The organism is Brachybacterium sp. P6-10-X1 (genome assembly GCF_001969445.1).
Lineage (GTDB): Bacteria > Actinomycetota > Actinomycetes > Actinomycetales > Dermabacteraceae > Brachybacterium.
On record NZ_CP017297.1, the window covers coordinates 3,031,846 to 3,054,601 of the forward strand.

Annotated in this window: 19 protein-coding genes; 13 read left to right on the forward strand and 6 right to left on the reverse strand. The window is 72.3% G+C overall.

Features of this window, described 5'->3' with window-relative positions; translation table 11 throughout:
• Positions 1 to 170 precede the first annotated feature (170 nt).
• From BH708_RS13725 to BH708_RS13765, 9 genes are all read left to right on the forward strand, one after another.
• The gene (locus BH708_RS13725; protein ID WP_076809504.1) at positions 171 to 1,322 is read left to right on the forward strand and encodes a thiamine pyrophosphate-dependent enzyme; all 1,152 of its coding nucleotides are present in this window, start codon (positions 171 to 173) and stop codon (positions 1,320 to 1,322) included.
• Positions 1,319 to 2,314 (forward strand): alpha-ketoacid dehydrogenase subunit beta, encoded by a 996-nt coding sequence (locus tag BH708_RS13730; protein ID WP_076809506.1) that lies wholly within the window; start codon positions 1,319 to 1,321, stop codon positions 2,312 to 2,314. The genes BH708_RS13725 and BH708_RS13730 overlap by 4 nt, the downstream gene beginning before the upstream one ends.
• On the forward strand, positions 2,314 to 3,636 hold the full coding sequence (locus tag BH708_RS13735; RefSeq protein WP_076809508.1) for a dihydrolipoamide acetyltransferase family protein: 1,323 nt from the start codon (positions 2,314 to 2,316) through the stop codon (positions 3,634 to 3,636). The genes BH708_RS13730 and BH708_RS13735 overlap by 1 nt, the downstream gene beginning before the upstream one ends.
• A gap of 3 nt (positions 3,637 to 3,639) precedes the next feature.
• Complete coding sequence (locus tag BH708_RS13740) at positions 3,640 to 5,238, forward strand: carboxyl transferase domain-containing protein (RefSeq protein WP_076809510.1); 1,599 nt, start codon at positions 3,640 to 3,642, stop codon at positions 5,236 to 5,238.
• Between the two features lie 8 nt (positions 5,239 to 5,246).
• On the forward strand, positions 5,247 to 7,262 hold the full coding sequence (locus tag BH708_RS13745) for a biotin carboxylase N-terminal domain-containing protein (protein ID WP_076809512.1): 2,016 nt from the start codon (positions 5,247 to 5,249) through the stop codon (positions 7,260 to 7,262).
• Complete coding sequence (locus BH708_RS13750; RefSeq protein ID WP_076809514.1) at positions 7,252 to 7,749, forward strand: MaoC family dehydratase; 498 nt, start codon at positions 7,252 to 7,254, stop codon at positions 7,747 to 7,749. The genes BH708_RS13745 and BH708_RS13750 overlap by 11 nt, the downstream gene beginning before the upstream one ends.
• On the forward strand, positions 7,746 to 8,636 hold the full coding sequence (locus BH708_RS13755; protein WP_076809516.1) for a CoA ester lyase: 891 nt from the start codon (positions 7,746 to 7,748) through the stop codon (positions 8,634 to 8,636). The genes BH708_RS13750 and BH708_RS13755 overlap by 4 nt, the downstream gene beginning before the upstream one ends.
• Positions 8,637 to 8,729: 93 nt before the next feature.
• Positions 8,730 to 9,935, forward strand: a complete 1,206-nt coding sequence (locus tag BH708_RS13760) for an acyl-CoA dehydrogenase family protein (protein WP_076809518.1) — start codon at positions 8,730 to 8,732, stop codon at positions 9,933 to 9,935.
• Positions 9,936 to 10,066: 131 nt separating this feature from the next.
• Positions 10,067 to 10,777 (forward strand): GntR family transcriptional regulator, encoded by a 711-nt coding sequence (locus BH708_RS13765; RefSeq protein WP_076809520.1) that lies wholly within the window; start codon positions 10,067 to 10,069, stop codon positions 10,775 to 10,777.
• Positions 10,778 to 10,792: 15 nt separating this feature from the next.
• Here BH708_RS13765 and BH708_RS13770 read toward each other — a convergent pair whose 3' ends face one another.
• The 6 genes from BH708_RS13770 to BH708_RS13795 form a co-directional block, all read right to left on the reverse strand.
• Positions 10,793 to 11,512, reverse strand: coding sequence for a hypothetical protein (locus tag BH708_RS13770; protein ID WP_076809522.1), 720 nt, complete (start codon positions 11,510 to 11,512; stop codon positions 10,793 to 10,795).
• A gap of 401 nt (positions 11,513 to 11,913) precedes the next feature.
• Complete coding sequence (locus tag BH708_RS13775) at positions 11,914 to 12,750, reverse strand: triose-phosphate isomerase (RefSeq protein WP_076809524.1); 837 nt, start codon at positions 12,748 to 12,750, stop codon at positions 11,914 to 11,916.
• 224 nt (positions 12,751 to 12,974) lie between these two features.
• Positions 12,975 to 14,690: a dihydroxyacetone kinase family protein gene (locus BH708_RS13780; RefSeq protein WP_076809525.1), complete on the reverse strand. Its 1,716-nt coding sequence runs from the start codon at positions 14,688 to 14,690 to the stop codon at positions 12,975 to 12,977.
• A gap of 194 nt (positions 14,691 to 14,884) precedes the next feature.
• Positions 14,885 to 16,312: a gluconate:H+ symporter gene (locus tag BH708_RS13785; RefSeq protein ID WP_076809527.1), complete on the reverse strand. Its 1,428-nt coding sequence runs from the start codon at positions 16,310 to 16,312 to the stop codon at positions 14,885 to 14,887.
• 65 nt (positions 16,313 to 16,377) lie between these two features.
• Positions 16,378 to 17,280, reverse strand: a complete 903-nt coding sequence (locus BH708_RS13790; protein ID WP_083713599.1) for a phosphogluconate dehydrogenase C-terminal domain-containing protein — start codon at positions 17,278 to 17,280, stop codon at positions 16,378 to 16,380.
• Between the two features lie 135 nt (positions 17,281 to 17,415).
• Positions 17,416 to 18,303, reverse strand: a complete 888-nt coding sequence (locus tag BH708_RS13795) for a sugar phosphate isomerase/epimerase (protein WP_076809529.1) — start codon at positions 18,301 to 18,303, stop codon at positions 17,416 to 17,418.
• 180 nt (positions 18,304 to 18,483) lie between these two features.
• Here BH708_RS13795 and BH708_RS13800 point away from each other — a divergent pair, with 180 nt between their 5' ends.
• The 4 genes from BH708_RS13800 to BH708_RS13815 all read left to right on the forward strand — a co-directional run bounded on the left by BH708_RS13800 (position 18,484) and on the right by BH708_RS13815 (position 22,682).
• Entirely contained in the window at positions 18,484 to 19,248 is a 765-nt protein-coding gene (locus tag BH708_RS13800; RefSeq protein WP_083713601.1) for a FadR/GntR family transcriptional regulator, read from the forward strand.
• A 94-nt stretch (positions 19,249 to 19,342) separates the two neighbouring features.
• Positions 19,343 to 20,263, forward strand: coding sequence for a sugar phosphate isomerase/epimerase (locus BH708_RS13805; RefSeq protein WP_076809531.1), 921 nt, complete (start codon positions 19,343 to 19,345; stop codon positions 20,261 to 20,263).
• Between the two features lie 49 nt (positions 20,264 to 20,312).
• The gene (locus BH708_RS13810) at positions 20,313 to 21,797 is read left to right on the forward strand and encodes a GntP family permease (protein ID WP_076809534.1); all 1,485 of its coding nucleotides are present in this window, start codon (positions 20,313 to 20,315) and stop codon (positions 21,795 to 21,797) included.
• An 81-nt stretch (positions 21,798 to 21,878) separates the two neighbouring features.
• Positions 21,879 to 22,682, forward strand: a complete 804-nt coding sequence (locus tag BH708_RS13815) for an SDR family NAD(P)-dependent oxidoreductase (RefSeq protein ID WP_076809536.1) — start codon at positions 21,879 to 21,881, stop codon at positions 22,680 to 22,682.
• Positions 22,683 to 22,756 lie beyond the last annotated feature (74 nt).

Sequence of the window (22,756 nt, forward strand, 5' to 3'; positions counted from 1 at the left end):
TCCTACGGGGCCGTAGCCTCGCAGACTGCGCATTCTGCTGAAAATGGAGCGTTCGCGTTGTACGTCATGCACCCTCGGCGTAGCGTGGCCAGGGACGACGACGTCCCCCGCACCCACCCGGTGCAGACGTCCCATGCGCCCACCCGGCGCTGCGGAACCCGGAGGTCCGAATGTTGACGACCACGTCAGCTCCCGACCAGGACCTGGTCGATGGACTCGCACAACCTCTGTTCGTCCTCGGCGAGGACGGCACCCGACATCCCGACGGCACGCTCGACCCCGTCATCCATGACGTGGACGAGGCGCTGCTGACCGGCCTGTACCTCGACATGGCCGTGATCCGCGCGATCGACGACGAAGCCGTCGCCCTGCAGAGGCAGGGTGAACTGGGACTGTGGCCCCCGCTGCGCGGTCAGGAGGCCGCCCAGATCGGCCTGGCCCGTGCCCTGCCGGAGACGGACTTCCTGTTCACCTCCTACCGGGAGAACGGCCTGGCCTGGTGCCGGGGCGTGAGCCCGGTGGAGATGCTCGCCGTCTGGCGCGGAACCACCCTGTCCGGCTGGGACCCCTTCGCTCACCACATGGCCACCCCGCAGGTCATCATCGGGGCGCAGGCGCACCACGCCGTCGGCTATGCGATGGCCACCCGGGCCCAGGGCAAGGACGACATCGCCGTGACCTGCTTCGGGGACGGCGCCCTCAGCCAGGGCGACCTCAACGAGGCCATGGCCTTCGCCGCCTCCTTCGCGGCGCCCGTGCTCTTCTTCTGCCAGAACAATCAGTACGCGATCTCCGAGCCGGTCGCGGTGCAGGCCACCGTTCCGATCGCGCTGCGCCCCACCGGCTTCGGCATCCCCGCCCTGCGCGTGGACGGCAACGACGTGCTCGCGACGCGGGCGGCGAGCCTGGTGGCGGCGCGGCACATCCGCTCCGGGAAGGGGCCGATGTTCGTCGAAGCGGTGACCTATCGTCTCGGCCCGCACACCACCAGCGACGACCCCACCCGCTACCGCGACGAGGAGGAGCTGGAGACCTGGCGGCGCCGCTGCCCGCTCGGGCGCCTGGAGCGCCACCTCGACCGGCTCGGCGCCTCGCCCGAGGATCTCCGCGCCGAGGCCGAGCGCCGCAGCCAGGAGGCCACCGGCGCCCTGCGGGAGGCGGTGGCCGCACTGCCCGCGCCGGCCCCGGAGAGCCTGTTCGACCACGTGCTGTCCACCGAGCATCCGGGCCTGCTCCGACAGCGGGAGCAGTTCCGGGCGCTGACCGCCTCGCTGGCCCCCGAGGACGCGGAGGCGGCGCAGACGGAGGGATCCTCGTCATGACCACCACCATGACCATGGCCGCGGCCCTGAACGCCGCTCTGCGCGATGCTCTGGAGGCCGACCCCGACGTGCTGCTGATCGGGGAGGACATCGGCACCCTCGGCGGCGTCTTCCGCATCACCGACGGGCTGCAGGACCGGTTCGGCGCCGCCCGGGTCATCGACTCCCCGCTGGCGGAGGCCGGAATCCTCGGCACCTCCGTCGGCATGGCCTACCGCGGTATGCGACCCGTGAGCGAGATCCAGTTCGACGGCTTCATCTACCCGGCCTTCGACCAGATCGTCGCCCAGGCCTCCCGCCTGCACTTCCGCACCGATGGGCGGGTGCGGATGCCGCTGACGATCCGGGTGCCCTTCGGCGGCGGCATCGGTGCCGTCGAGCACCACTCGGAGTCGCCCGAGGCGTACTTCGCGCATACTCCCGGTCTGCGGGTGGTGACCGTCGCCGACCCCCAGGACGCGTATTCCACGATGCGTGCCGCGATCGAGTGCGACGACCCCGTGATGGTGCTCGAGCCCAAGCGCCGCTACTGGGCCAAGGGCGAGGTGGACACCTCTGTGACGACGGACCTCTCCTCCGCGCGCGTCCTGCGGCGGGGCGCCGACGCGACCCTCGTCGCCTACGGCCCGCTGGTGGTCACGGCGCTGGAGGCAGCGGTCGCCGCCGAGGACGACGGCATCAGCCTCGAGGTCATCGACCTGCGCACGCTCGCGCCGCTGGACCGCGACACCGTCGCCGCCAGCGTGCGCCGCACCGGCCACCTGGTGGTCACCCACGAGGCCCCGGGGACGGTCTCGGTGTCCTCCGAGGTGATCACCTCGGCGGTCGAGGACTGCTTCGACCACCTGGAGGCCGCCCCCGAACGGGTCACCGGCTACGACACCCCCTATCCACCGGCCGCGGTGGAGGACCACTACCTGCCCGGCATCGACCGGATCCTCGACGCCGTGGACCGCACGCTGGGCCGGCGCAACTCGAGGGAGGCTGCGTGATGAGCGACTTCCGACTCCCCGATCTGGGGGAAGGGCTGACCGAGGCCACCATCGTGTCCTGGCTCGTCGCCGTGGGCGACGAGGTCCTGCGGAACCAGGCGCTCGCCGAGGTGGAGACCGCCAAGGCCCTCGTCGAACTGCCCAGCCCCCACGCGGGCCGGATCGCCGCCCTGCACGCCGCCGAGGGCGAGACCCTCGCCGTCGGGGCACCCCTGATCGGATTCGAGGAGGCGGGGGCGCAGGCGCCGACGACGGGAGGAGCTCCGGCTGACGAGGAGGCGACAGCATCCGGCACAGGGTCCCCGACCGATCCCTCCGACGCGCCCTCCGCGCCGACCGCGTCCGCCGCTCCACAGCGCCAGCAGGTGCTGGTCGGGTACGGACCGGTCCTGCCCGACGCCGGACGGCCCCGCCGTCGACCGCGCTCCTTCGAGACGGTCCCCTTCGTCGGCCGCAGCGCGGCGGAGGCGGGGCGCGAGAGGCCCTCGGCGATGCCCCCGGTGCGCCGCCACGCCCGTGACCTGGGCGTGGACCTCGGCGCGGTCCGGGGATCCGGACCCGGGGGTCGGATCCTGCGCGCCGACGTCGATGCCTGCGCACCCGGTGGGACCGGTCCGCAGGGCACGAGATCCGTCCGTGCCTCCACCCGTGTGCCGGTCACCGGTCTGCGCCGTGAGACCGCTCGGGCGATGACCGATTCCGCCTTCACCGCCCCGCACGCGTCGGTGCACACCACCATCGACGTCACCGACGCGCTCGAGCACCTGCACCGCCCGGGCCGGGACGGCCGGAGGACGTCGTTCCTGGCCACCGTGTGCAGGGCGATCCTTCCAGCCGCCGCGCGGACCCCGTCGGCCAATGCCCGCTTCGACGCGGAGGCCGGGGAGATCGAACAGTTCGCCGACGTCGTGCTCGGCATCGCCGTGGCCACCGAGCGCGGCCTGGTGGTCGCGACCGTCCCGGACGCCTCGGAGGTCGACGGCGCGACCCTCACCGAGCGGATCGCCGAGCAGGCCGCCCGCGCCCGGGACGGCAGCCTGACCCCGGCGGAGCTCACCGGCTCCACCCTGACCGTCACCAACGTCGGGGTGTTCGGGGTCGACGGCGGCGTCCCGATCCTCAACCCCGGGCAGTCCATGATCCTGGCCGTCGGGGCGATCCGCACCCAGCCCTGGGAGTACCGCGGCGAGGTGGCGCTGCGAAAGGTGGTGACGCTGACGGTCTCCTTCGACCATCGGGTGCTCGACGGGGCAGAGGCCTCTGCGTTCCTCACCGACGTCACCGACGTCCTGTCCGATCCCGCGATCCTGCTGACGAGGTAGCCCATGGACGTCTTGACCAGCACGATCGACCCCTCCGCGGCAAACGGGCGCGCCGAGGGGATGGCCGCGCTCGTGAGCGATCTGCGCACCCGGCTCGCCGCCACCGCGGTCGGCGGCCCCGAAGCCTCCCGCGAGAAGCACCGTGCCCGCGGTAAGCTGCTGGCGCGCGAGCGCATCGACCACCTGATCGACGAGGGCACCGCCTTCCTCGAGCTGGCGCCGCTGGCCGCCGACGGGATGTACGAGGACGCGGCCCCGTCGGCCGGAGTCATCGCCGGCATCGGGATGGTCCACGGCCGTCGCTGCCTGATCCTGGCCAATGACGCCACCGTCAAGGGCGGGACCTACTTCCCGATGACGGTCAAGAAGCACCTGCGCGCCCAGGAGGTGGCGGAGCAGAACCGCCTGCCCTGCCTCTACCTGGTCGACTCCGGGGGCGCCTACCTGCCGATGCAGGACGAGGTCTTCCCCGACCGAGACCACTTCGGCCGGATCTTCTATCACCAGGCCCGGATGAGCGGGGCCGGGATCGCCCAGATCGCCGCCGTGATGGGCTCCTCGACCGCGGGCGGCGCCTACGTGCCCGCGATGAGCGACCAGACCGTCATCGTCCGCGAGCAGGGCACCATCTTCCTCGGCGGACCGCCGCTGGTGAAGGCCGCCACCGGGGAGGAGGTCACCGCCGAGGAGCTGGGGGGCGGGCAGCTGCACACCGAGATCTCCGGGGTGGCCGACCACCTCGCCGAGGACGACGAGCACGCCCTGGCGATCCTCCGCGACATCGTGGACACTCTCCCCGACCCCGAGCCGATCTGGTCGCGCAGCGGGACCCGGGAGCCCGCCGTCGACCCGGCGACCATGGGCGCCGCGGTGCCGACGGATCTGTCCACCCCCTACGACGTGCACGAGGTCATCGCCCGGGTCATCGACGCCGGGGAGTTCTCCGAGTTCAAGCCGAGCTACGGATCGACCCTGGTCACCGGGTTCGCCCGGATCCACGGCCACCGGGTCGGCATCGTCGCCAACAACGGGATCCTGTTCCGCGAGTCCGCGCTCAAGGGCGCCCACTTCGTCGAGCTCTGTGACCAGCGCGGCATCCCCCTGGTCTTCCTCCAGAACATCGCCGGGTTCATGGTCGGCGCCGAGTACGAGCGCGGCGGGATCGCCAAGGACGGCGCGAAGATGGTCACCGCCGTCGCCTGCGCCCGTGTCCCCAAGCTCACCGTCGTCATCGGCGGGTCCTTCGGGGCCGGGACCTACTCGATGTGCGGGCGCGCCTACTCCCCGCGGTTCCTGTGGCTGTGGCCGAACGCCCGGGTCTCGGTGATGGGCGGCGCCCAGGCCGCCGCGGTGCTCTCGACCGTCCGGCGCGATCGGATCGAGGCAGGCGGCGGCACCTGGAGCGAACAGGAGGAGGCGGAGTTCCGTCGGCCGGTCATCGAGGAGTACGAGGCGCAGGGCAGCCCCTACTACTCCACCGCCCGGCTGTGGGACGACGGCATCATCGAACCCGCCGAGACCCGCACCGTGCTCGGCCTGGCCCTCGACGTCGTCTCCCGGGCGCCGCTGGCCGAGCCCGTCCGCGGCGTCTTTCGGATGTGAGGCGCACGATGCTCAGCTCCGTCCTGATCGCCCATCGCGGCGAGATCGCGATGCGGATCCTCCGCACCGTCCACGACCTCGGCCTCACGGCGATCGCCGTGCACACCGACGAGGACTCCGGCGCCGTCCACGTCGCCGCGGCCGATGCGGCGATCCGGATCGGCTCCTATCTCGACGGGGAGCAGATCATCGCCGCCGCGACCGCTTCCGGTGCCGAGGCGGTCCACCCCGGGTACGGCTTCCTCTCCGAGCGCGCCGACTTCGCGCGCGCCTGCGCCCGGGCAGGGCTCGTGTTCATCGGCCCCGACGCCGCGGCGATCGGGACCATGGGCGACAAGATCTCCGCCCGCGCCGCGGTGGCGGCCCGCGGGGTGGCCACCGTGCCGGGCCTGGCGGAGCCGGGCCTGGACGATGCCGCGCTGATCGCCGGCGCCGCCGATGTCGGGTTCCCGCTGCTGGTCAAGCCCGCGGCCGGCGGCGGGGGCAAGGGGATGCACCGGGTCGCCGATCCCGACCAGCTGCCGTCCGCGCTGGACACGGCGCGACGCGAGGCCGCCGGCGCCTTCGGCGACGACACCCTGTTCCTGGAGCGGTGGATCACCTCCCCGCGGCACATCGAGGTGCAGATCCTCGCCGACGCCCACGGCACCGTGGTGCATCTGGGCGAGCGCGAGTGCTCCCTGCAGCGACGCCACCAGAAGGTGATCGAGGAGGCCCCCAGCCCGTCCCTGACCCCCGCGCAGCGCGAGCGGTTCGGGCAGGCCGCGATCGCCGCCGCCCGGGCCGTCCGCTACCGCGGCGCCGGGACCGTCGAGTTCATCGTGGACGCCGCCGCGCCCGAGCAGCCGTTCTTCCTCGAGATGAACACCCGGTTGCAGGTCGAGCACGCCGTCACCGAAGCCGTGACCGGATACGACCTGGTGGCCGAGCAGATCCGGATCGCCGACGGGCAGCCGCTGTCGATCCGTCAGGACGAGGTCCGAGCGAGCGGCCACGCGATCGAGGCCCGCGTGTACGCCGAGGACCCCGACGCCGGGTTCCTGCCCACCGGCGGCACGGTGCTGGACCTCGCCCTGCCGGAGGGCGTGCGGGTGGACCACGCGCTCGCCGTCGGCACGACCGTCTCCAGCAGCTACGATCCGATGCTCGCGAAGGTGATCGCCCACGCCCCCACGCGCGAGCAGGCGGTGGCGTCCCTGGATCGCGCCCTGGCCTCCACCCACGTGCTCGGCGTGGTCACCAACACCGCGTTCCTGCGGGCCCTGCTCGCGCTGGACGAGGTGGTGGCCGGAACCGTCGACACCGGGCTCGTCCAGCGCCGCCTCGACGAGCTCACCCGCCCTCCACCCGGCCCGCGGACGCTGGCCGTCGCGGCCCTGGTGCGCTGGGACCGGATCGCCCGCAGCCGCCCCGACGACCTCTGGCACGCCCCGACGGGGTGGCGGTTGGGGGCGCAGGCCCCGTTCACGGTCCGCTTCGACGCAGCCGACGGCGCCGGTGAGCCCGGTGCGGTCCCGCGGACGGTCGAGCTGACCGGCTCGCCCGCCGCGGCCCGGGCACGGATCGACGGGGAGGAGATCGCCCTGACCCTGCATCCCGGGGCCGTCACCGTCGACGGGATCCGCCTGCCCCTGATCCGGCACGGCACCGAGACGGCGGTGTGGATCGGTCTGCCCGGCGAGGACCGGGAACTGATCCTGCACTCCCCGCGCCGCAGCGTCGGCGTGCGCGATGCGGCCCCCGCCCTGGAGTCCCCGATGCCCGGGACGGTGACCGCCGTGCTGGCCGCCGAGGGGGCCGAGGTCGCTGCCGGGGACCCGGTGCTGGTGGTGGAGGCGATGAAGATGGAGCACACCCTGTCTGCGCCGAGCGCCGGGACGGTGCGCCTGCGCGTGGCGGTCGGGGACCGGGTGGCCCGCGGCGCGGAGCTCGCCCAGGTGATCACCGAGCAGACCGTCCCCGACGAGAGCCTCCCGGACGAGACCGTTCCCGACCGGACCAGGAGGCCCGACGATGAGCCCTGACCCCGAGCACGTCCCCCGGATCGTGCAGCGCGGTCTGTACGCCGACGAGCTGCAGGTGGGAGCGATCTACGCGCACCGCCCGGGCCGCACGGTCACCGAGGCCGACAACGTCCTGTTCTCCACCATGACGATGAACCCGCAGGCCCTGCACCTCGACGCCGCCTGGAGCGAGTCCACCGAGTTCGGACAGCGCCTGGTCAACTCGATGTTCACCCTCGCCACCGTGGTCGGGGCCTCCGTCGCCCAGCTCACCCAGGGCACCCTGGTGGCCAATCTCGGCTTCTCCGAGATCACCTTCCCGCATCCGCTGCACCTCGGCGACACCCTGTACAGCGAGACGGAGGTGACCGCGGTCCGCCCCTCGCGGTCCCGCCCCGGCCAGGCCGTCGTCTCCCTCGTCCACACCGGGCGCGACCAGCACGGCGAGGTCGTCGTCCGGGCGGCGCGAGCCACGCTGATGCATCAGTCGCAGGGACCGGTCTCATGAGCGCGCCGGAGGCACCGCGCGAGGCCGACGAGCGGGAGAGGCTCCCGCTGGGACCGGCGCTGATGTTCTGCCCCGGGGACCGACCGGACCGCTTCGGCAAGGCCGCTGCCCGGGCCGACGCCGTCCTGTTGGACCTCGAGGACGGCGTCGGCCCCGCGCACAAGGCCGCTGCGCGGGAGGCCGTCGGCGCCCACGGGCTCGACCCGGCTCGCACGGTGGTCCGGGTCAACGCTGCCGGCAGCCCCCAGCTGGCCGCGGATCTCGCCGCCCTCGAACCCCTGCGCCCCCGGTACGTGATGATCCCCAAGGCGGAGAGCTGCGAGGACGTCGACCGCATCGCCGCCGCGCTGCCCGGAGCCGGAGTGCTGGCGCTGTGCGAGACGGCCCGCGGGGTGCTCGCCGCCGGTGAGATCGCCGCCCACCCCGCCGTGGTGGCGCTCATGTGGGGCGGGGAGGACCTGATCTCCTCGCTGTCCGGCACCTCCTCGCGGCACGCCGACGGCAGCTACCGGGACGTCGTCCGCCATGCCCGATCCGCCGTGCTCCTGGCCGCCCGCGCCCACGGACGCAGCGCCCTCGACGCGATCCACACCGACCTCGCCGACGCCGACGGCTGGCGCGCCGAGGCCGAGGACGCCGCCGCCAGCGGCTTCACCGCCACGGCCTGCATCCACCCCGCCCAGGTCCCCGTCATCCGTGCCGCCTACGCCCCCACCCCCGCCCAGGCCGCCTGGGCCCGCGATCTCCTGGCCGCCGCGGAGGCGGCCGGGTCGGGGGCGTTCGAGCACGACGGCCGCATGGTCGACGGGCCGATCCTGCGCCACGCCCACCTGCTGGCGGAGCGATCCTCGCCTGCGCCGTCCCCACCGCCCCCGCCCGACGCCTGAGCCCCCGCGCCGCACCTCCCACGAAACCACCGAACCGCCACCGAGCCGCCACCGAGCCGCCACCGACCAAAGACGTCCCGAGAAGGAGCCCCCGTGAGCACCACCTCCACCCCCGTCCCCGGCACCGAGCTGCTGAGCGAGGAGCACCAGCGGCTCGCCGCGCAGGTCCGCGAATTCGCCGACGAGGTGGTGGCGCCGGCCAGCTACACCTATGACACCGAGCGCCGGCTGCCGATGGAGATCATCGCCGAGATGGGACGGATGGGGCTGTTCGGGCTGCCGATCCCCCGCGAGTTCGACGGGCAGGGCAAGGACTACCTCTCGCTCTGCGTCGCGGTCGAGCAGCTGGCCCGGGTGGACCAGTCCATCGCCGTCACCCTGGAGGCCGGGCTCGGGCTGGGAGCGATGCCGATCCTCAGCGTCGGCACCCGCGCGCAGCAGGAACGGTTCCTCCCGGCCCTGGCCCGCGGCGAGGAGCTGGCGGCCTTCGGGCTGACCGAGGCGGATGCCGGTTCCGACGCCGGGGCCACCCGCACCACGGCCGAGCTCGTCGACGGGCAGTGGGTGATCGACGGGACCAAGCAGTTCATCACCAACTCCGGCACACCCATCACCTCCCTGGTGACCGTCACCGCCGTCACCGGGCAGCGTCGGCGCCCGGACGGACGCTCGTCCCCCGAGCTGACCAGCATCATCGTTCCCACCGACACTCCGGGGTTCACGGCCCTGCCGGGATACGACAAGGTCGGCTGGCACACCTCCGACACCCATCCGCTGCTGCTCGAGGACGTCCGCGTGCCCGAGGAGAACCTGCTGGGGGAGCGGGGCCGCGGCTTCGCCAACTTCCTCGCGATCCTCGACCAGGGGCGGGTGGCGCTCGCCGCGCTCTGCGTCGGCGCGGCCCAGGGCTGCCTGGAGCAGGCGACCGAGTACGCGAAGCGCCGGATCGTCTTCGATCGCCTGCTCGGCGACAACCAGCACATCGCCTTCACCCTCGCCCGGATGCAGGCCCGGGTGGCGGCCGCCCGCGCGCTGATGCACGAAGCTGCGCACCGGCTCGATGCCGGGATGCCCTTCAGCCAGGAGGCCTCGCTGGCCAAGCTCGTGGCCAGCGAGGCCGCGGTCGACAATGCCCGCTCCGCCTGCCAGATCTGGGGCGGCAACGGGTTCCTCAACGAGAACGTCGTCGCCCGTCATCACCGCGACTCCCGGGTGCTGGAGGTGGGCGAGGGCTCGACCGAGGTGCAGCTGTCCATCATCGCCAAGCATCTGGGCTTCCCCAAGGCGCTGACCGGCTGAGGTGCGCGCGGGGCGGAGGAAACCGCTCGGTCCGGCGCGGCGAGGCCAGTACCCTATTGGAAGAATGATCACCGAGCCCGGGGGGTCGGGCCGACGTGGTCCCCTCTCCCGGAGATGAAGGGAGCGCCGCGATGGCCATCCGACGACAGGTCCTGCGCGACGAGGTCGAGGAGCTCATCCTGCAGCGGCTGCTCGAATCGCGCTGGGCGCCCGGATCCCGCCTCAGCATCGACGGACTGGCCCGTGACCTGGAGGTCTCCCCGACACCTGTGCGTGAGGCGATGGTGTCGCTCGAGCGTTCGGGACTGGTCGAGTACGTCGCCCTGCGCGGCTACGTGGTCGCGCCGCCGCTGGACGCCGCGCACATGCGGGAACTGCTGGACGCGCGCAAGGTCGTCGAAACCGCCGCGCTCGGCCGCGCCTTCACCGAGTGGGACGCGCTGGTCGCCGACCTCGAGGAGGCCCACCGTCATCACGCCGAGGTCCTCGAGCGCATCGATGCGGCGGGCCCGGAGGACTACGCCCTGCTGGACGAGCACTTCCGGGCCGACTGGGCCTTCCACCGGGTGTTCTTCGCCCATGCCGACAACCGCTACCTGCGCACCATGGTGGAGAACCTCAGCACGTACTCCCACCGCATGCGGCAGACCTGGTCCGGCGGGCCGGGGACCTTCGACGGCCACACCGCGCACGAGGAGCACGGCCTGATCCTCCAGAAGGTGCGCCAGCATCATCACGACGGCGCGCTGCTGGCGCTCTCGGCCCACCTCGATGCGGTGCTGGGGCGTTCCCTGCCGGTGGAGGAGGACGTCGTCGTGGGGGCGGCAGACGCGGACGGCTGACCGGGCCCCGCAACGTCAGCGGTCCGCCAGCGGGTCCCGATACTGGTCGGGAAGGTGCCGCCGCAGGAACTCGGAATGCACGTCGAGGGACCGGCTGACGCCGGTGATGATCTCCCCCTCGATGCGGTCCACCTCCGCGCCGAGGGCCACGAGTTGCCGGTCGATGCTGCCCAGATTCGTCAGCGCCTGCTCGCGGGCCTCGCTCGGCCGAGGGGTGAGGAAGCCGACGGTGTCCTCCAGGGCGCCCATCAGATCCGGGACGTAGCGGTCGGCCATGCCCTCCAGCATCAGCAGGTCGCTGTCGGAGGGACGGCGCGTCTGCAGCGCCGCGGACCCCACCAGGGCGTCGACACGGTGCAGCAGCGTCTCGGCGCGGTTCAGCACCGGCGTGACGACCGGCCCGGATGCCCTCCGTCGCATCCGGGCCAGACGTCGACGCTCCTGCTTCGTGGACCGCACGACCTTCTCCAGCACGGGGCGGGTGCCTCCGGGCATCTCCCCGGCGGCCCTGGTCAGGCGGACCGGCCCCGGCTTCCGGTTGCGCAGCAGGAGACCGGCGCCTCCGCCGACGACGATGCCGATCCCGAGGCCGGCCACCAGCGGAGCGAGCAGTCCGGCGCCCCCGATCAGACTGCTCACCCCGAGCAGGAGGAAGCTGCCGATCCCGACGCTGCCGCCCAGGACGGTGGGCACGCCGACGGTGAGCCAGCGGCCGCGCTGACGCGGCACCGTCATCCGTCGCGAGCTCGGCGCGTGGACCTGTCCCACCAGGGGGTGCGGCGGAGGAGGGGCGGGGGCGCCGCGATCCGCCGTCCCCGGCACCGGTGGCGCCCCCGTCCACGGTCGGCCCGTGCGCCGCGGCGTGCTGCGCCGGAAGGGGCTGCGACCCCTCCGGTCCTGCTGCGCGCTCGCTGGTCGGCTCTGGGCGTTCATGACTACCGGCGGACCTCTCGTAGGACGGGGCTGAGGTCAGGGGCGCGGTGCCCGCCGGCCGCACGGGTCGACCCGGCAGCGCTCCACGCCATCGACCCTCCCCAGGGTATCGCGCACACCCGGGACCGGCCTGGGTGCAGGTGCCCCGTCGGGCCCGGGGGGCATCCGGAGGACGGGTGGCCCGGTGACGCGGGGCGCCGAGGTCAGGTCCGTCGGCCCGCGGCGTGGGCCTCCGCGATCCGCAGCAGCTCGAGGTAGCCCTCCAGCCGCCACGCGGTGCGGCCGACGAACAGGCCGCTGACGTGCTCGATCCCGAGCAGGTCGGCGGCGTTGTCGAGGTTCACGGAGCCTCCGTACAGCAGCCCCGAGACCTTCCCGGAGTAGGCCGCACCGAGCGCGGCGAAGGGCGCGACGAGCTCCTCGGCGGTGGCCGGACGGCCCGCCTCGCCGATCGCCCAGATCGGCTCGTAGGCGATGACGACGCGGGCGAGCTCCCCGGCGTCCAGACCCTGCAGCGCGCCGGCGGCCTGCTCGAGGATGAACGCGCTCGAGCCTCCCCGCTCCTTGACCTCGGCGCTCTCGCCGATGCACAGCAGAGGCGTCAGCCCGTGGCGCAGCGCCGCGGCGACCTTCCGTCGCGTGGTCTCCACGGTCTCCCCGAAGTGCTCACGACGCTCGGAATGGCCGATCTCGACGATCTGCGCCCCGGCATCCTTCGCCTGCGGGACGGAGACCTCCCCGGTCCAGGCGCCGGCGTCCTCCCAGTGGGCGTTCTGCACCCCGAGCAGCACGGGGGAGTCCTCGCCGAGCACCTCGGACACCGTGGTGGTGGCGGTGAAGGAGGGGATCACGAACGGCTGCACACCGGACGGGGCCGTGGCTCCGCGCGCGCCGTCGCTCGCCGTGTCGCCCGCGCTGTCGCTCGCCGTGCCGCCGCCCGCCGTGTCGCCGAGGTGATCGCGCAGGCCGGTGGCCCAGGCCCGGGCCTCGGCGAGGGTCTTGGTCATTTTCCAGCTGGTACCGATCCAGAGGGTGCTCATGGGTCTCCTTCGTCGTGTCGAGATGATGATCGCAGCAGGAACGGGACGTGAGCGGCACGGGGCGACGCTCTGGCTCGCCGCGTGCCGCTCACGTCCCGGAACTGCTGATGAGACCCGAGCGAACGATCCTCTGTCTCGCCGCAGCCGGCGTGGTCGCTGCTGCCGACGATGATCAGCTCTCCGGGACGTGCTGTTCGGTGGGCGGTGGCGCGAAGGGCGGGTGATCAGGAGAGATGCGCGCCGAGCTCGGTCATGAGGATCGAGAACGAGATCGCGCCGGGGTCGGGGGCGCCCAGCGATCGGTCACCGAGGACCCGGGCACGGCCGAGGACCGCGGTGATGTCGGCGGTGGCGTCGGCGGCCCGCCGCGCGGAGCTCGCCGCCGACCGGATCGCCGGGGCGGCGTTCTCGCCGGTGAAGGCGTCGGCGAGGGCGGCACGGAAGGGAACGGCGGCGTCGATCATGGTCTTGTCGCCCACCCGGGCCCCGCCCAGGCGCTGGACCGCGTCGATGCCGGCATCGAGCGCCTCGACGATCGTGCGCGGCGAACAGCCGTCGTCGTCGGTGAAGACGCCGCCCGCGGCCGTCAGCGCTCCGCCCCACAGCGCGCCGGAGGTGCCCCCGGCCGACTCCGCCCAGGCCTCGCCGGCGCGGACCAGGACGGTGCGCGCCCCGGCCCCGTCCTCGAGAGCGGCGCGCGCCGCCGCCGCGGCGCCTCGCGACCCGTAGGCCATGCCCTGACCGTGGTCGCCGTCGCCCGCGATCGCGTCGATGCGGCCCAGTTCGGCCTCCTCACGGGCGCAGACCGCCTCGAACAGGTCGAGCACACCGGCGATCGTCGCCGCGACCTCGCGGGACTCGTCCGTGGAGGCGGGGGTCCGGTCGGCCCCGGGCTCCCAGAAGGACGTGCGCAGCGGGCGCTCGACGTCGGGCATCGCGCCGCGGTGGTAGGCGGGGGTGTCGACCGGAGCCAGCCAGTGAGCCTCGAGCTCCTCGTCGAGGAACACGAGGGTCAGGGAGAGCCCGGCCATGTCCAAGCTGGTGACGAACTCGCCGACCTCCGGGCGCACCGGGGTGATGCCGGCGGCCTCGAGCAGCTCGCCGACCTTCGCGTAGACGATGAACAGCTCCTCGTACTTCACCGTGCCCAGACCGTTGAGGATCACCGCGGCACGACCCTGATAACCGCCCTCCGTCCGAGCCGGCTGCTCGGCGAGGATGCCCTCGACCAGCAGCGTCGCGATCTCGTCGGCCGAACCGAGGGGCTCGTCGCGCACCCCGGGCTCGCCGTGGATGCCCAGGCCCACGCCCATCTGGCCCTCGGCCACATGGAACAGCGGCTCGTCCGCACCGGGCAGGGTGCAGCCGTCGACGGCGACGCCGAAGGAGCGGGTGGCGTCGTTCGCCGCCCAGGCGATCCGCTCGGCCTCCTCGAGGTCCGCGCCGGCCTCGATCGCGGCTCCGGCGATCTTGAACACCGGCAGATCACCGGCGATGCCGCGGCGGTCGCGGTGGTTCTCGGGGGAGTTGGAGGCGATGTCGTCGCTGACCTTCACGATCCGCACGTCGATGCCCTCGGCGCGCAGCTTCTCGGCGGCCGCCCCGAAATGCAGGACGTCGCCGGCGTAGTTGCCGAAGCCGAGGATCACGCCGCCGCCGTTCTCGGCGTTGCGCGCCACCGAGTGGACCTGGGAGGCCGACGGGGAGGCGAACACGTTGCCGCAGGGGGCTCCGTGGCCCATGCCCGGGCCCACCCAGCCGGCGAAGGCGGGGTAGTGGCCGGAGCCGCCGCCGATCACCAGGGCCGGTCGGCCGGCCGGGGTCTCGGTGGCCCGCACCACGCCGCCGTGCACGACGGCCACATGATCGGGATGGGACAGGGCCAGGCCGCGGACTGCGTCGGTCGCGAAGTCGGCCGGGTCGTTCAGCAGGTAAGTCATCGAGGTACCTCCACGGCGTCCGTCCGGGAGCGGCGGCGCACTGGTCGTTGCCGGACACGGCGAGGCGCATGCCTCGCGTCATCCGTAATCCTATAGGAAATGTGAGGTGGGGCCGACGGGTGGCCGAAGGGCGTCGACGGGCCGCCGACGAGGCGTCGACGGGCTGGTGCGCCGCCTCGCCCGGAGCCGGTGCGTCAGGAGACGATCACCCAGGTCAGGCTCACGATCACCATCGCGCTGAAGCCCAGGATGGTGGTCAGCACCGACCAGGTGCGCAGACCGTCGGCCACGGAGAGCCCGAGGAACTTCGTGGCGATCCAGAATCCTGAGTCGTTGATGTGCGAGAGCGACACCGAGCCCAGTCCGATGGCCAGGATGATCAGCGCGACCTGGAGGCTCGAGAAGTCTCCTGCCGCGACGGTCCCCTGGACGATCCCGGCCGCGGAGAGGGTGGCGACGGTCCCGGAGCCCTGGGCGACCTTGAAGGCCAGGGCGATCAGGAAGGCCAGCAGCAGGATCGGCACGCCGGCGTCGAGCAGCAGGCCCGAGACGGCATCGCCCACGCCGGTCTCCGTGAGCACCTCGGCGAACACGCCGCCGGCGCCGGTGACCAGGATGACGATCGCGGCGGGGCCGAGGGCGCCGTCCATGACCTGGCTGATCTGCTCACGGCCCCAGCCGTGCATGATGCCCAGCAGGTACATGGCGGCGAGGGTCGCGACCAGGAGGGCGAGGGCCGGAGCCCCGATGAACGACAGCACGTTCGCGGCCAGGGAGCCCTCGGTGGTGACGAGGGTGCCGACCGTGCCGCAGGCGATCATCAGGATGGGCAGCAGGATGAGCCCGACCACCAGGCTCGCCGGGGGTCGCCGGTCGGAGGAGCCGTCGGCGGCATCGTCGGCGCCGGGGTCGGTGCCCGCCGTGCCGGATCCGGTCGCCCCGGAACCGAGGTGCGCGGCGCCGGCGGCGGCGTACTGGGCCTCGACCTCGGTGGTCAGGGCGAAGCTGCGGCGGAGCACGCGCCTGCCGACCAGGTGGACCAGGAAGCCCATCGGGATCGCGAGGGCCACGCCCAGGATCGTCACCAGCCCCATGAGATCGGGGCCGAGCAGCGTGGTGGAGCCGACGACGCCGGGGTGGGGCGGGACGGTGTTGTGGATGAACACCATGAAGACGGCGATCGGCATGCCGATCGCGACCGGGCCGCGGTGGCCGGCGGCCTTGGCGAAGGCGAAGATGATCGGCACCAGGATGATGAAGGCGACGTCGAAGAAGATCGGGACGGCGACGAGGCCGGAGGCGATCAGCAGCGCGGACTCGAGCCGCTTGGGACCGAGGACCTCGGCCGCGCGGTGCGCGATGATCTCGGCACCGCCGGTCTTCTCGATGATCCCGCCGAGCATGGCGCCGAGCCCCACCAGCAGGGCGACGGAGCCGAGGGTGCCGCCCATCCCCTCGATCATCAGCGGCACGACGTCCTGGATCGCGATGCCGCCGGCCAGGGCTGTCAGGACCGAGACGACCAGCAGCGCGACATAGGCGGGCCACTTGAGCTTGATGACGGTGAACAGGAGGATCGCGATCGCGACGGCGGCGATCCCGACCGGGAGCAACGGGTCCATCTTCGGGCCTTTCGTACGGGTCCGGGGCGGCCGTCGGCGGCCGCCCCGGCAGGAGGGTCTTCGGGTCAGCGCTCGATGGAGTCGATCTCGAGCATGCGGGCGAGGACCTTGTCGAGCTCGTCGTCGTCCCAGACCTTCGTCCAGTCGGACTTGATGATCGACTCGCGGCCGTAGTCCATGGCCCGCAGGCAGGCGTCGGAGAACGGGTTCGAGCCGCGCAGGGCGTTGGTCAGGGAGATGAAGATGTGCCCGTGGAACAGCGCCTTGACCGCGTCCTCGGGGATCCCGACCTCGTCGATCGCGTGGTCCATGGCGTCCTTGAGGAACTGTCCGATCATGCATCCGGTGGTCTCGACCAGGGTCGGCTCGAGCTGGGCGAGCTGCTTGACGCTCACCCAGTGCACGTCGATCACGGGGGCGTAGATCGCGCGGATCACGGCGGCGGTGCGCTCGCGGATCGCCTCGTCATCGCCCTCGTAGGCCGCGACGACCTCCTGCGGCGCGGCGATGCCGCCGAACGTGTCGGCCCACTCCTCCTTCGTGGTGCGCTCGAGGAAGACCGACGGATGGGCGGGGTGCGCGCAGGCCTGGTGGACGTCCTCACGCTCGGTGAGCAGCCCGGCATAGGCAGCGGCCGGATCGAGGGTCAGCAGCACCGAATCTGCCTTCATCAGCGGCACGACCTGTGCGGAGACGGTCCCGAGGGCCGTATCGGGGATGGCGAGGATGACGACGTCGGCCGCCGCGGCGGCCTCCTCGATCCCCGTGACCTCTCGTCCCAGCTCGGCCAGGCGCTGCCGGCCGGCCTCGGACGCTTCGACGTAGTGGACGGGGGCGTCGGTGAGGTTGAGGTTGTTCGAGACGCGGGTGCCCATCTTCCCGGCGGCGCCGACGACGGCGACGGAGATGGCGGGGTCGAGCTCGACGGTCTTGCCGAACAGGGGATTCAGCTCTTTGCTGCTGGTCATGAGGGGTCTCCTTCGGGACGGTGCGACACGGGGCCGCGGGATGGGTGCGGCCGAAGCCGCGCAGGGTGCGACCGAGGTCGCGGAGCAGGGCGACCGGACGGGTCGCGGGAGAAGGCCGCGCAGGCCGGGGACGGATCAGCCGAGGTCGGAGGGCGGGAGGTGCTCGGCGCGCCAGGCGCGCAGGGCGGTCAGTGTGCGGTCGGTCCAGGCGCGCTCGGTGGCCAGGGTGGTCTCCAGATCGCCCTGCCAGGGCAGCCAGTGCTCGACGATGGCGCGGGGGGTGCGGCGAGCGGTGCCAGTGGTGGCTCGGCCGGGGTCCGCCGAGCGCTTCCCGGCCGACGGGGCGCCGGCCCCGTAGACGGCTCCCAGCTCGAGATCGAGATCCAGCAGGCCCTCCCCGAGCGGGGCCCCGGAGTAGACGAAGCCGACCCAGCCGGCCTGTCGGGCGAAGGCGAAGTCCTTCACGTGGAGGTTCACCGTGCGCGGGGCGCAGGAGGTGATCACCTGCTGGGGATGCTCGAGGCCGGCCACGCAGTTCGCCGGGTCCAGGCAGACCCCCACCCGCGGGGAGCCGACCGCGTCGATGATCTGCAGCAGCGTCGAGGTCGGGACCTGTTCGTAGGTCTCGAGCGCGAGCGTGATGCCGGCGGCCTCGAGGCGAGGGAGGAGGCCGCGCAGCATCTCGGCGGCCGCATCGGGGCCGTCGGTGATCCCCTCGGCGGGGATCATCGAGCGCAGGAGGCGGGTCCCGAGAGCCTCGGCGATGTCGAGATGGCGTCCGAGGTGCTCGGGGTCGATGCCGCGGGTGCCGAGTTCCAGCTCCAGGCCGAGGATCTCGGCGCGCTCGCGGAGCCTCTGCAGCGCGACCTCGTCGCACTGCTCGATCCGGGGGTCGTCGCAGAACTGGAACACCTCACAGCCCAGGTGGGCGGCGCGGTCGATCATCCCCTCCGGACTCAGCGGGCTGGGGTTCGCGTCCTGGAACTCCCAGAACAGGGCATAGCTGCCGATGCCGATCTTCATACGCGTGTCACTCCGTCGTGGGGTCGCGGGTCGCGGTCGTGGGTCACCGTCGTGGGTCACCGGACGCCCGCGGTCCGGGTCGATGCTCGGACCTTAGACGCCTCGACCGCAATTGGTCAACCGGTTGGCCAGTTCGACTCAGCGCCGTCGAGCGTCGCGCTCCCGGTAGCCTGAGGCGCTGTGAGCACTTCCGAGCAGCCCCCGGTCGACGATGCGACCGCACCGCGCTTCGGTCCCGGTCGCGTGGTCCGCGACGGCCTGAGCCGTTCGCCGAGCAGTGCCGTGACCTACCGTCTGCTCGACCTGCTGCTGGGGGAGTCCATGCGCCTCGGCGACCGCCTCCCGGGAGAGAGGGCGCTGGCCGAGGAGCTCGGCGTGGGCCGCAGCGCGGTGCGCGAGGGGATCTCCGCCCTCGAGGTGCTCGGCGTCGTCGAGACCCGTGCCGGATCGGGCACGTATCTGCGCTCGAGCACCTCCGAGCTGCTGCCCAGCACGCTGAGCTGGTCCCTGCTCATGGATCAGGACCGCACCATCGAGCTGAACGTCGTGCGCGGCGCGCTCGAACGATCGGCCGCGCAGCTGGCCGCGCTCACCGCGACCGCGGAGCAGAAGGACGAGCTCCGCCGCCTCGTGGCGGCGCAGCGAGCCGCGGCGGATGACCGCGAGAGCTATGTCGCCGCGGACGTCGCCTTCCATCGCGTGCTCGCGGAGATCGGCGGGAACGGCCTGGTCGGAGAGCTCCTGGCCACCACCAGGACGCTTCTGCGCGTGTGGTTCGACCGGGCCGTGGACAACCGTGAGGACATCGATCGGGCGATCCGTGAGCACGAGGAGATCGCCCGGGCCGTGGCCGCCGGCGACGCGGTCGCCGCGGGGGAGGCGATGGAGCAGCACATGGAGACCGCCGCTGAGCGCATCCAGCGGGAGGATCCGCGGTCCGACTGACCGTCGGCGACATCGATCTGCGCGAAGCGCTTCCCTCGACGCCGAATGATCCTATAGGATCGATGGGACGCGTCATCACCACGGAAGGACAGCGATGTTCACAGCGGAGACCTGGCCCATCGGAGCCAACATGCTCTCCTTCGGGAGCAGGACCCCGGACGGCACCCCCACCGTGGAGGCCTCCTCCGCCGTCTGGGCCTCCCAGCTGCGGCAGGTCAAGGAGCTCGGCGTCGACCAGATCGACCCCACCGATGCCTGGCTGCCGCTGGCGCAGCTGAGCGACGAGCGCGTCGAGGAGTTCCGTCGGGTGCTCGACGGCGAGGGCATGACGCTCTCCTCGATCTCCATGACCCGCAGCTCCGTCGTCGACGTCGACTCCGGCGAGCAGAACCTCGCCGACGCCCTGCGCTTCCTCGAGATCGCCCCCAGCTTCGGCGTGGGCGTGGTCAACACCGGCTTCATGCAGGCCATCACCCCGGCCCAGCAGAAGGCGATCTGGTTCTGGCTGGCCGACGGGCACGTCGACGACCCCGCCCTGCGCGACCTCGCGATCGAGCGCGTGCGCACTCTGGGCGACGCCGCCCGGGGCCACGGCATCGAGGTCAGCCTCGAGATGTACGAGGACACCTACATCGGCACCGCCGACGACGCCGTCGCCTTCCTGAAGGATGTCGACCACGAGTCCGTCGGCCTGAACCCCGACCTCGGCAACCTGGTGCGCCTGCACCGCGAGGTCGAGCCCTGGCCGGACATGTTCGAGAAGGTCCTGCCGCACTCGAACTTCTGGCACATCAAGAACTACTCCCGCGACCACGACCCTGCGACCGGGGCCTACGCCACCGCGCCGATGCCGCTGAAGTACGGGTACGTCAACTACCGCACCGTCATCCGCCGCGCTCTCGAGCTCGGCTACTCCGGCCCGTTCTGCTGCGAGCACTACGGCTCCGACTCCCTCGGCGTCGTCGCCGAGAACGTCCACTACATCCGCCAGGTGCTGGCCTCGGCCCTCGCCTGAGTCGCCCGCCGCACTCCCGCGTGGAGCCCCTGAGAACGAAGGAGTTCTGATGGATCCGATCCTGCTCATCGCGCTGCTCGTCGGTATCGCGCTCATCGTGGTCATCGTGCTGAGAACGCGTCTGGACGCCTTCTCCGGACTGTTGATCGCCTCCGTGGTGATCGGGCTGATCGCCGGACAGGACCTGCCGGCCATCGTCGGATCGATCAAGGAGGGATTCGGCAGCACCCTCGCCTCGATCGGCATCGTGATCGGCCTGGGCGTGGCCATCGGCAAGATCCTCGAGGTCTCCGGGGCCGCCCAGGCGATCGCCGTGGCGTTCCTGCGCCTGTTCGGGAAGGGCCGCGAGCCCTGGGCGATGACCAGCATCGGTGCCCTGATCTCGATCCCGGTCTTCTGCGACTCGGGGTACGTGATCATGAACCCGCTGGCCCGGGCCATCGCGAAGGTCAAGAAGTACGGCTACGCCACCCTCGGCATCGCGCTCGCCGGAGGCATGGTCATCACCCACCACTTCGTGCCGCCCACCCCGGGCCCGCTCGGTGTGGCAGGCATCCTCGGCGTGAGCGTCGGCTCCGTGATCATCACCGGACTCGTCTTCACCGTGTTCATGATCCCCGTGGTCACCATGTATGCGAAGTGGATCGGCCCCCGGGTCGAGCACCTCGTCTCCGCGGAGATCCAGGAGACCGTCTACGGCGACGTGCGCGCCGAGCGCACCCCGGTGACCGTCGGCGCCGGCTCCGACAGCGGGGACGTCGCCGTCGACCTCGAGAACCTCACCTCCGAGAACGCCCAGCTGGGCGAACGGCCCGAAGGAGCGACACCCCACCGGGTGGGGCCGGTGATCGGCCTGCTGCCGCTGGTGGTGCCGATCGTCCTGATCGTGGTGAACACGGTCGTCTCCGCGATCGACATGGAGAACCGGGGCATGCTGCCGGCGGACTACGAGCCCTCGGCCTGGGCCGGACCGTTCGTGTTCATCGGCGACCCCGTGATCGCGCTGCTGATCGGTCTGGTGCTGGCGGTCTACCTGCTGCTGCCCCGCTGGACGCCGCGCACGCGGAGCCACAGGTGGCTCGGCGACGCCGCGGCGGACGCCGGCCTGATCCTGCTGATCACCGGCGCCGGCGGAGGTCTCGGGCAGGTGCTGCGCGACACCGGGATCGGCGACGAGCTCGCCCAGGCGATCGGAGGGCTTCCGCTGCCCTCGTTCCTGCTGCCGTTCCTCATCGCCTCGATCGTGCGCATCGCGCAAGGCTCCGGCACCGTCTCCATGATCACGGCGGCGTCCGTCACCGCCCCGGTCATGGCGACCATCGGACTCGACCCGCTGGTCGCCGTGATGGCCTGTGTGGCCGGCGCGATGGTCTGCAGCTACTTCAACGACTCCTACTTCTGGGTCGTCACCCGCTTCATGGGCCTCGAAGGCACCGCGGCCCTGAAGGCCCACTCCGGGATGACCACCGTCATGTGGGCGGCGTCCATCCCGATGCTGTTCGTCCTGAGCCTCGTGCTCGGCGCGTCCGGCTGACCCCTCGTACCGCCCGACGGGGGCATCCCGTCGGGTGCCTCTCTGCACGGCATCCTGCAACCCACGACGAACGGAGAACCCATGACCCTCGAGATCACCCGCATCCAGCCCTTCCCCGACCAGCGCACCGCCATCGTCACCGGCGCCGGCGCCGAGCGCGGCATCGGCCGCAAGGTCGCCCGCAAGCTCGCCGCCGAGGGCTGGAGCATCGTCGCCGCCGACCTCGACGGAGCCGCCGCCGAGGCCTTCGCGACGGAGCTGGCCGGCCAGCTGCCCGCGGACTCGGGCCAGAAGGCCCTCGGCCTCGCGGTCGACGTCAGCGACCAGTCCGCCGTCGACGCCGCCTTCGTCCGGATCGACGCCGAGATGCCCCCGGTCGCGGCGCTGGTGAACCTCGCCGGGATCCCCAGCCCTCATTCGATCTTCGAGATCACCGCGGAGATCTGGGACAAGGTCATGGATGTCAACGCCAAGGGCACCCTGCTGATGACCCAGGCCGCCGCGCGGCGCATGATCGACGGCGGCTTCGGCGGGCGCATCGTGAACACCGCGTCGATCACCGCCCTCGACGGCGGCGGCACCTTCTCCAAGACCGGCTACGCCGCCGCCAAGGCCGCCATCCAGGGCCTCACCCGCGGCAGCGCCCGCGAGCTCGGCCCGTACGGCATCACCGCCAACGTGATCCTGCCCGGCCCGATCGACACCGACATCATGGGCGGCACCCTGACCGATGACCGCAAGACCGGCATGAGCGAGAACATCCCGCTGCAGCGCGTGGGACAGCCCGAGGAGGTCGCCGGCCTGATCAACTTCCTGGTCGGCGAGGACTCCAGCTACGTCAACGGCACCTCGATCAGCGTCGACGGCGGCAAGCACATGCACTGAGGCGCCTCGGTCCCGGGCGCCCCCCCGGGACCCCGCGCCGTGCACCGTCGCACCGCAGCACCCGCCACACCGAC

Excerpts from the sequence above, each read along its gene's own strand:
- BH708_RS13725 (WP_076809504.1), top strand. The coding sequence starts at position 171 with ATGTTGACGACCACGTCAGCTCCCGACCAGGACCTGGTCGATGGACTC.
- BH708_RS13730 (WP_076809506.1), top strand. The coding sequence starts at position 1,319 with ATGACCACCACCATGACCATGGCCGCGGCCCTGAACGCCGCTCTGCGC.
- BH708_RS13735 (WP_076809508.1), top strand. The coding sequence starts at position 2,314 with ATGAGCGACTTCCGACTCCCCGATCTGGGGGAAGGGCTGACCGAGGCC.
- BH708_RS13740 (WP_076809510.1), top strand. The coding sequence starts at position 3,640 with ATGGACGTCTTGACCAGCACGATCGACCCCTCCGCGGCAAACGGGCGC.
- BH708_RS13745 (WP_076809512.1), top strand. The coding sequence starts at position 5,247 with ATGCTCAGCTCCGTCCTGATCGCCCATCGCGGCGAGATCGCGATGCGG.
- BH708_RS13750 (WP_076809514.1), top strand. The coding sequence starts at position 7,252 with ATGAGCCCTGACCCCGAGCACGTCCCCCGGATCGTGCAGCGCGGTCTG.
- BH708_RS13755 (WP_076809516.1), top strand. The coding sequence starts at position 7,746 with ATGAGCGCGCCGGAGGCACCGCGCGAGGCCGACGAGCGGGAGAGGCTC.
- BH708_RS13765 (WP_076809520.1), top strand. The coding sequence starts at position 10,067 with ATGGCCATCCGACGACAGGTCCTGCGCGACGAGGTCGAGGAGCTCATC.
- BH708_RS13770 (WP_076809522.1), bottom strand. The coding sequence starts at position 11,512 with ATGACGGTGCCGCGTCAGCGCGGCCGCTGGCTCACCGTCGGCGTGCCC.
- BH708_RS13775 (WP_076809524.1), bottom strand. The coding sequence starts at position 12,750 with ATGAGCACCCTCTGGATCGGTACCAGCTGGAAAATGACCAAGACCCTC.
- BH708_RS13780 (WP_076809525.1), bottom strand. The coding sequence starts at position 14,690 with ATGACTTACCTGCTGAACGACCCGGCCGACTTCGCGACCGACGCAGTC.
- BH708_RS13785 (WP_076809527.1), bottom strand. The coding sequence starts at position 16,312 with ATGGACCCGTTGCTCCCGGTCGGGATCGCCGCCGTCGCGATCGCGATC.
- BH708_RS13790 (WP_083713599.1), bottom strand. The coding sequence starts at position 17,280 with ATGACCAGCAGCAAAGAGCTGAATCCCCTGTTCGGCAAGACCGTCGAG.
- BH708_RS13795 (WP_076809529.1), bottom strand. The coding sequence starts at position 18,303 with ATGAAGATCGGCATCGGCAGCTATGCCCTGTTCTGGGAGTTCCAGGAC.
- BH708_RS13805 (WP_076809531.1), top strand. The coding sequence starts at position 19,343 with ATGTTCACAGCGGAGACCTGGCCCATCGGAGCCAACATGCTCTCCTTC.
- BH708_RS13810 (WP_076809534.1), top strand. The coding sequence starts at position 20,313 with ATGGATCCGATCCTGCTCATCGCGCTGCTCGTCGGTATCGCGCTCATC.
- BH708_RS13815 (WP_076809536.1), top strand. The coding sequence starts at position 21,879 with ATGACCCTCGAGATCACCCGCATCCAGCCCTTCCCCGACCAGCGCACC.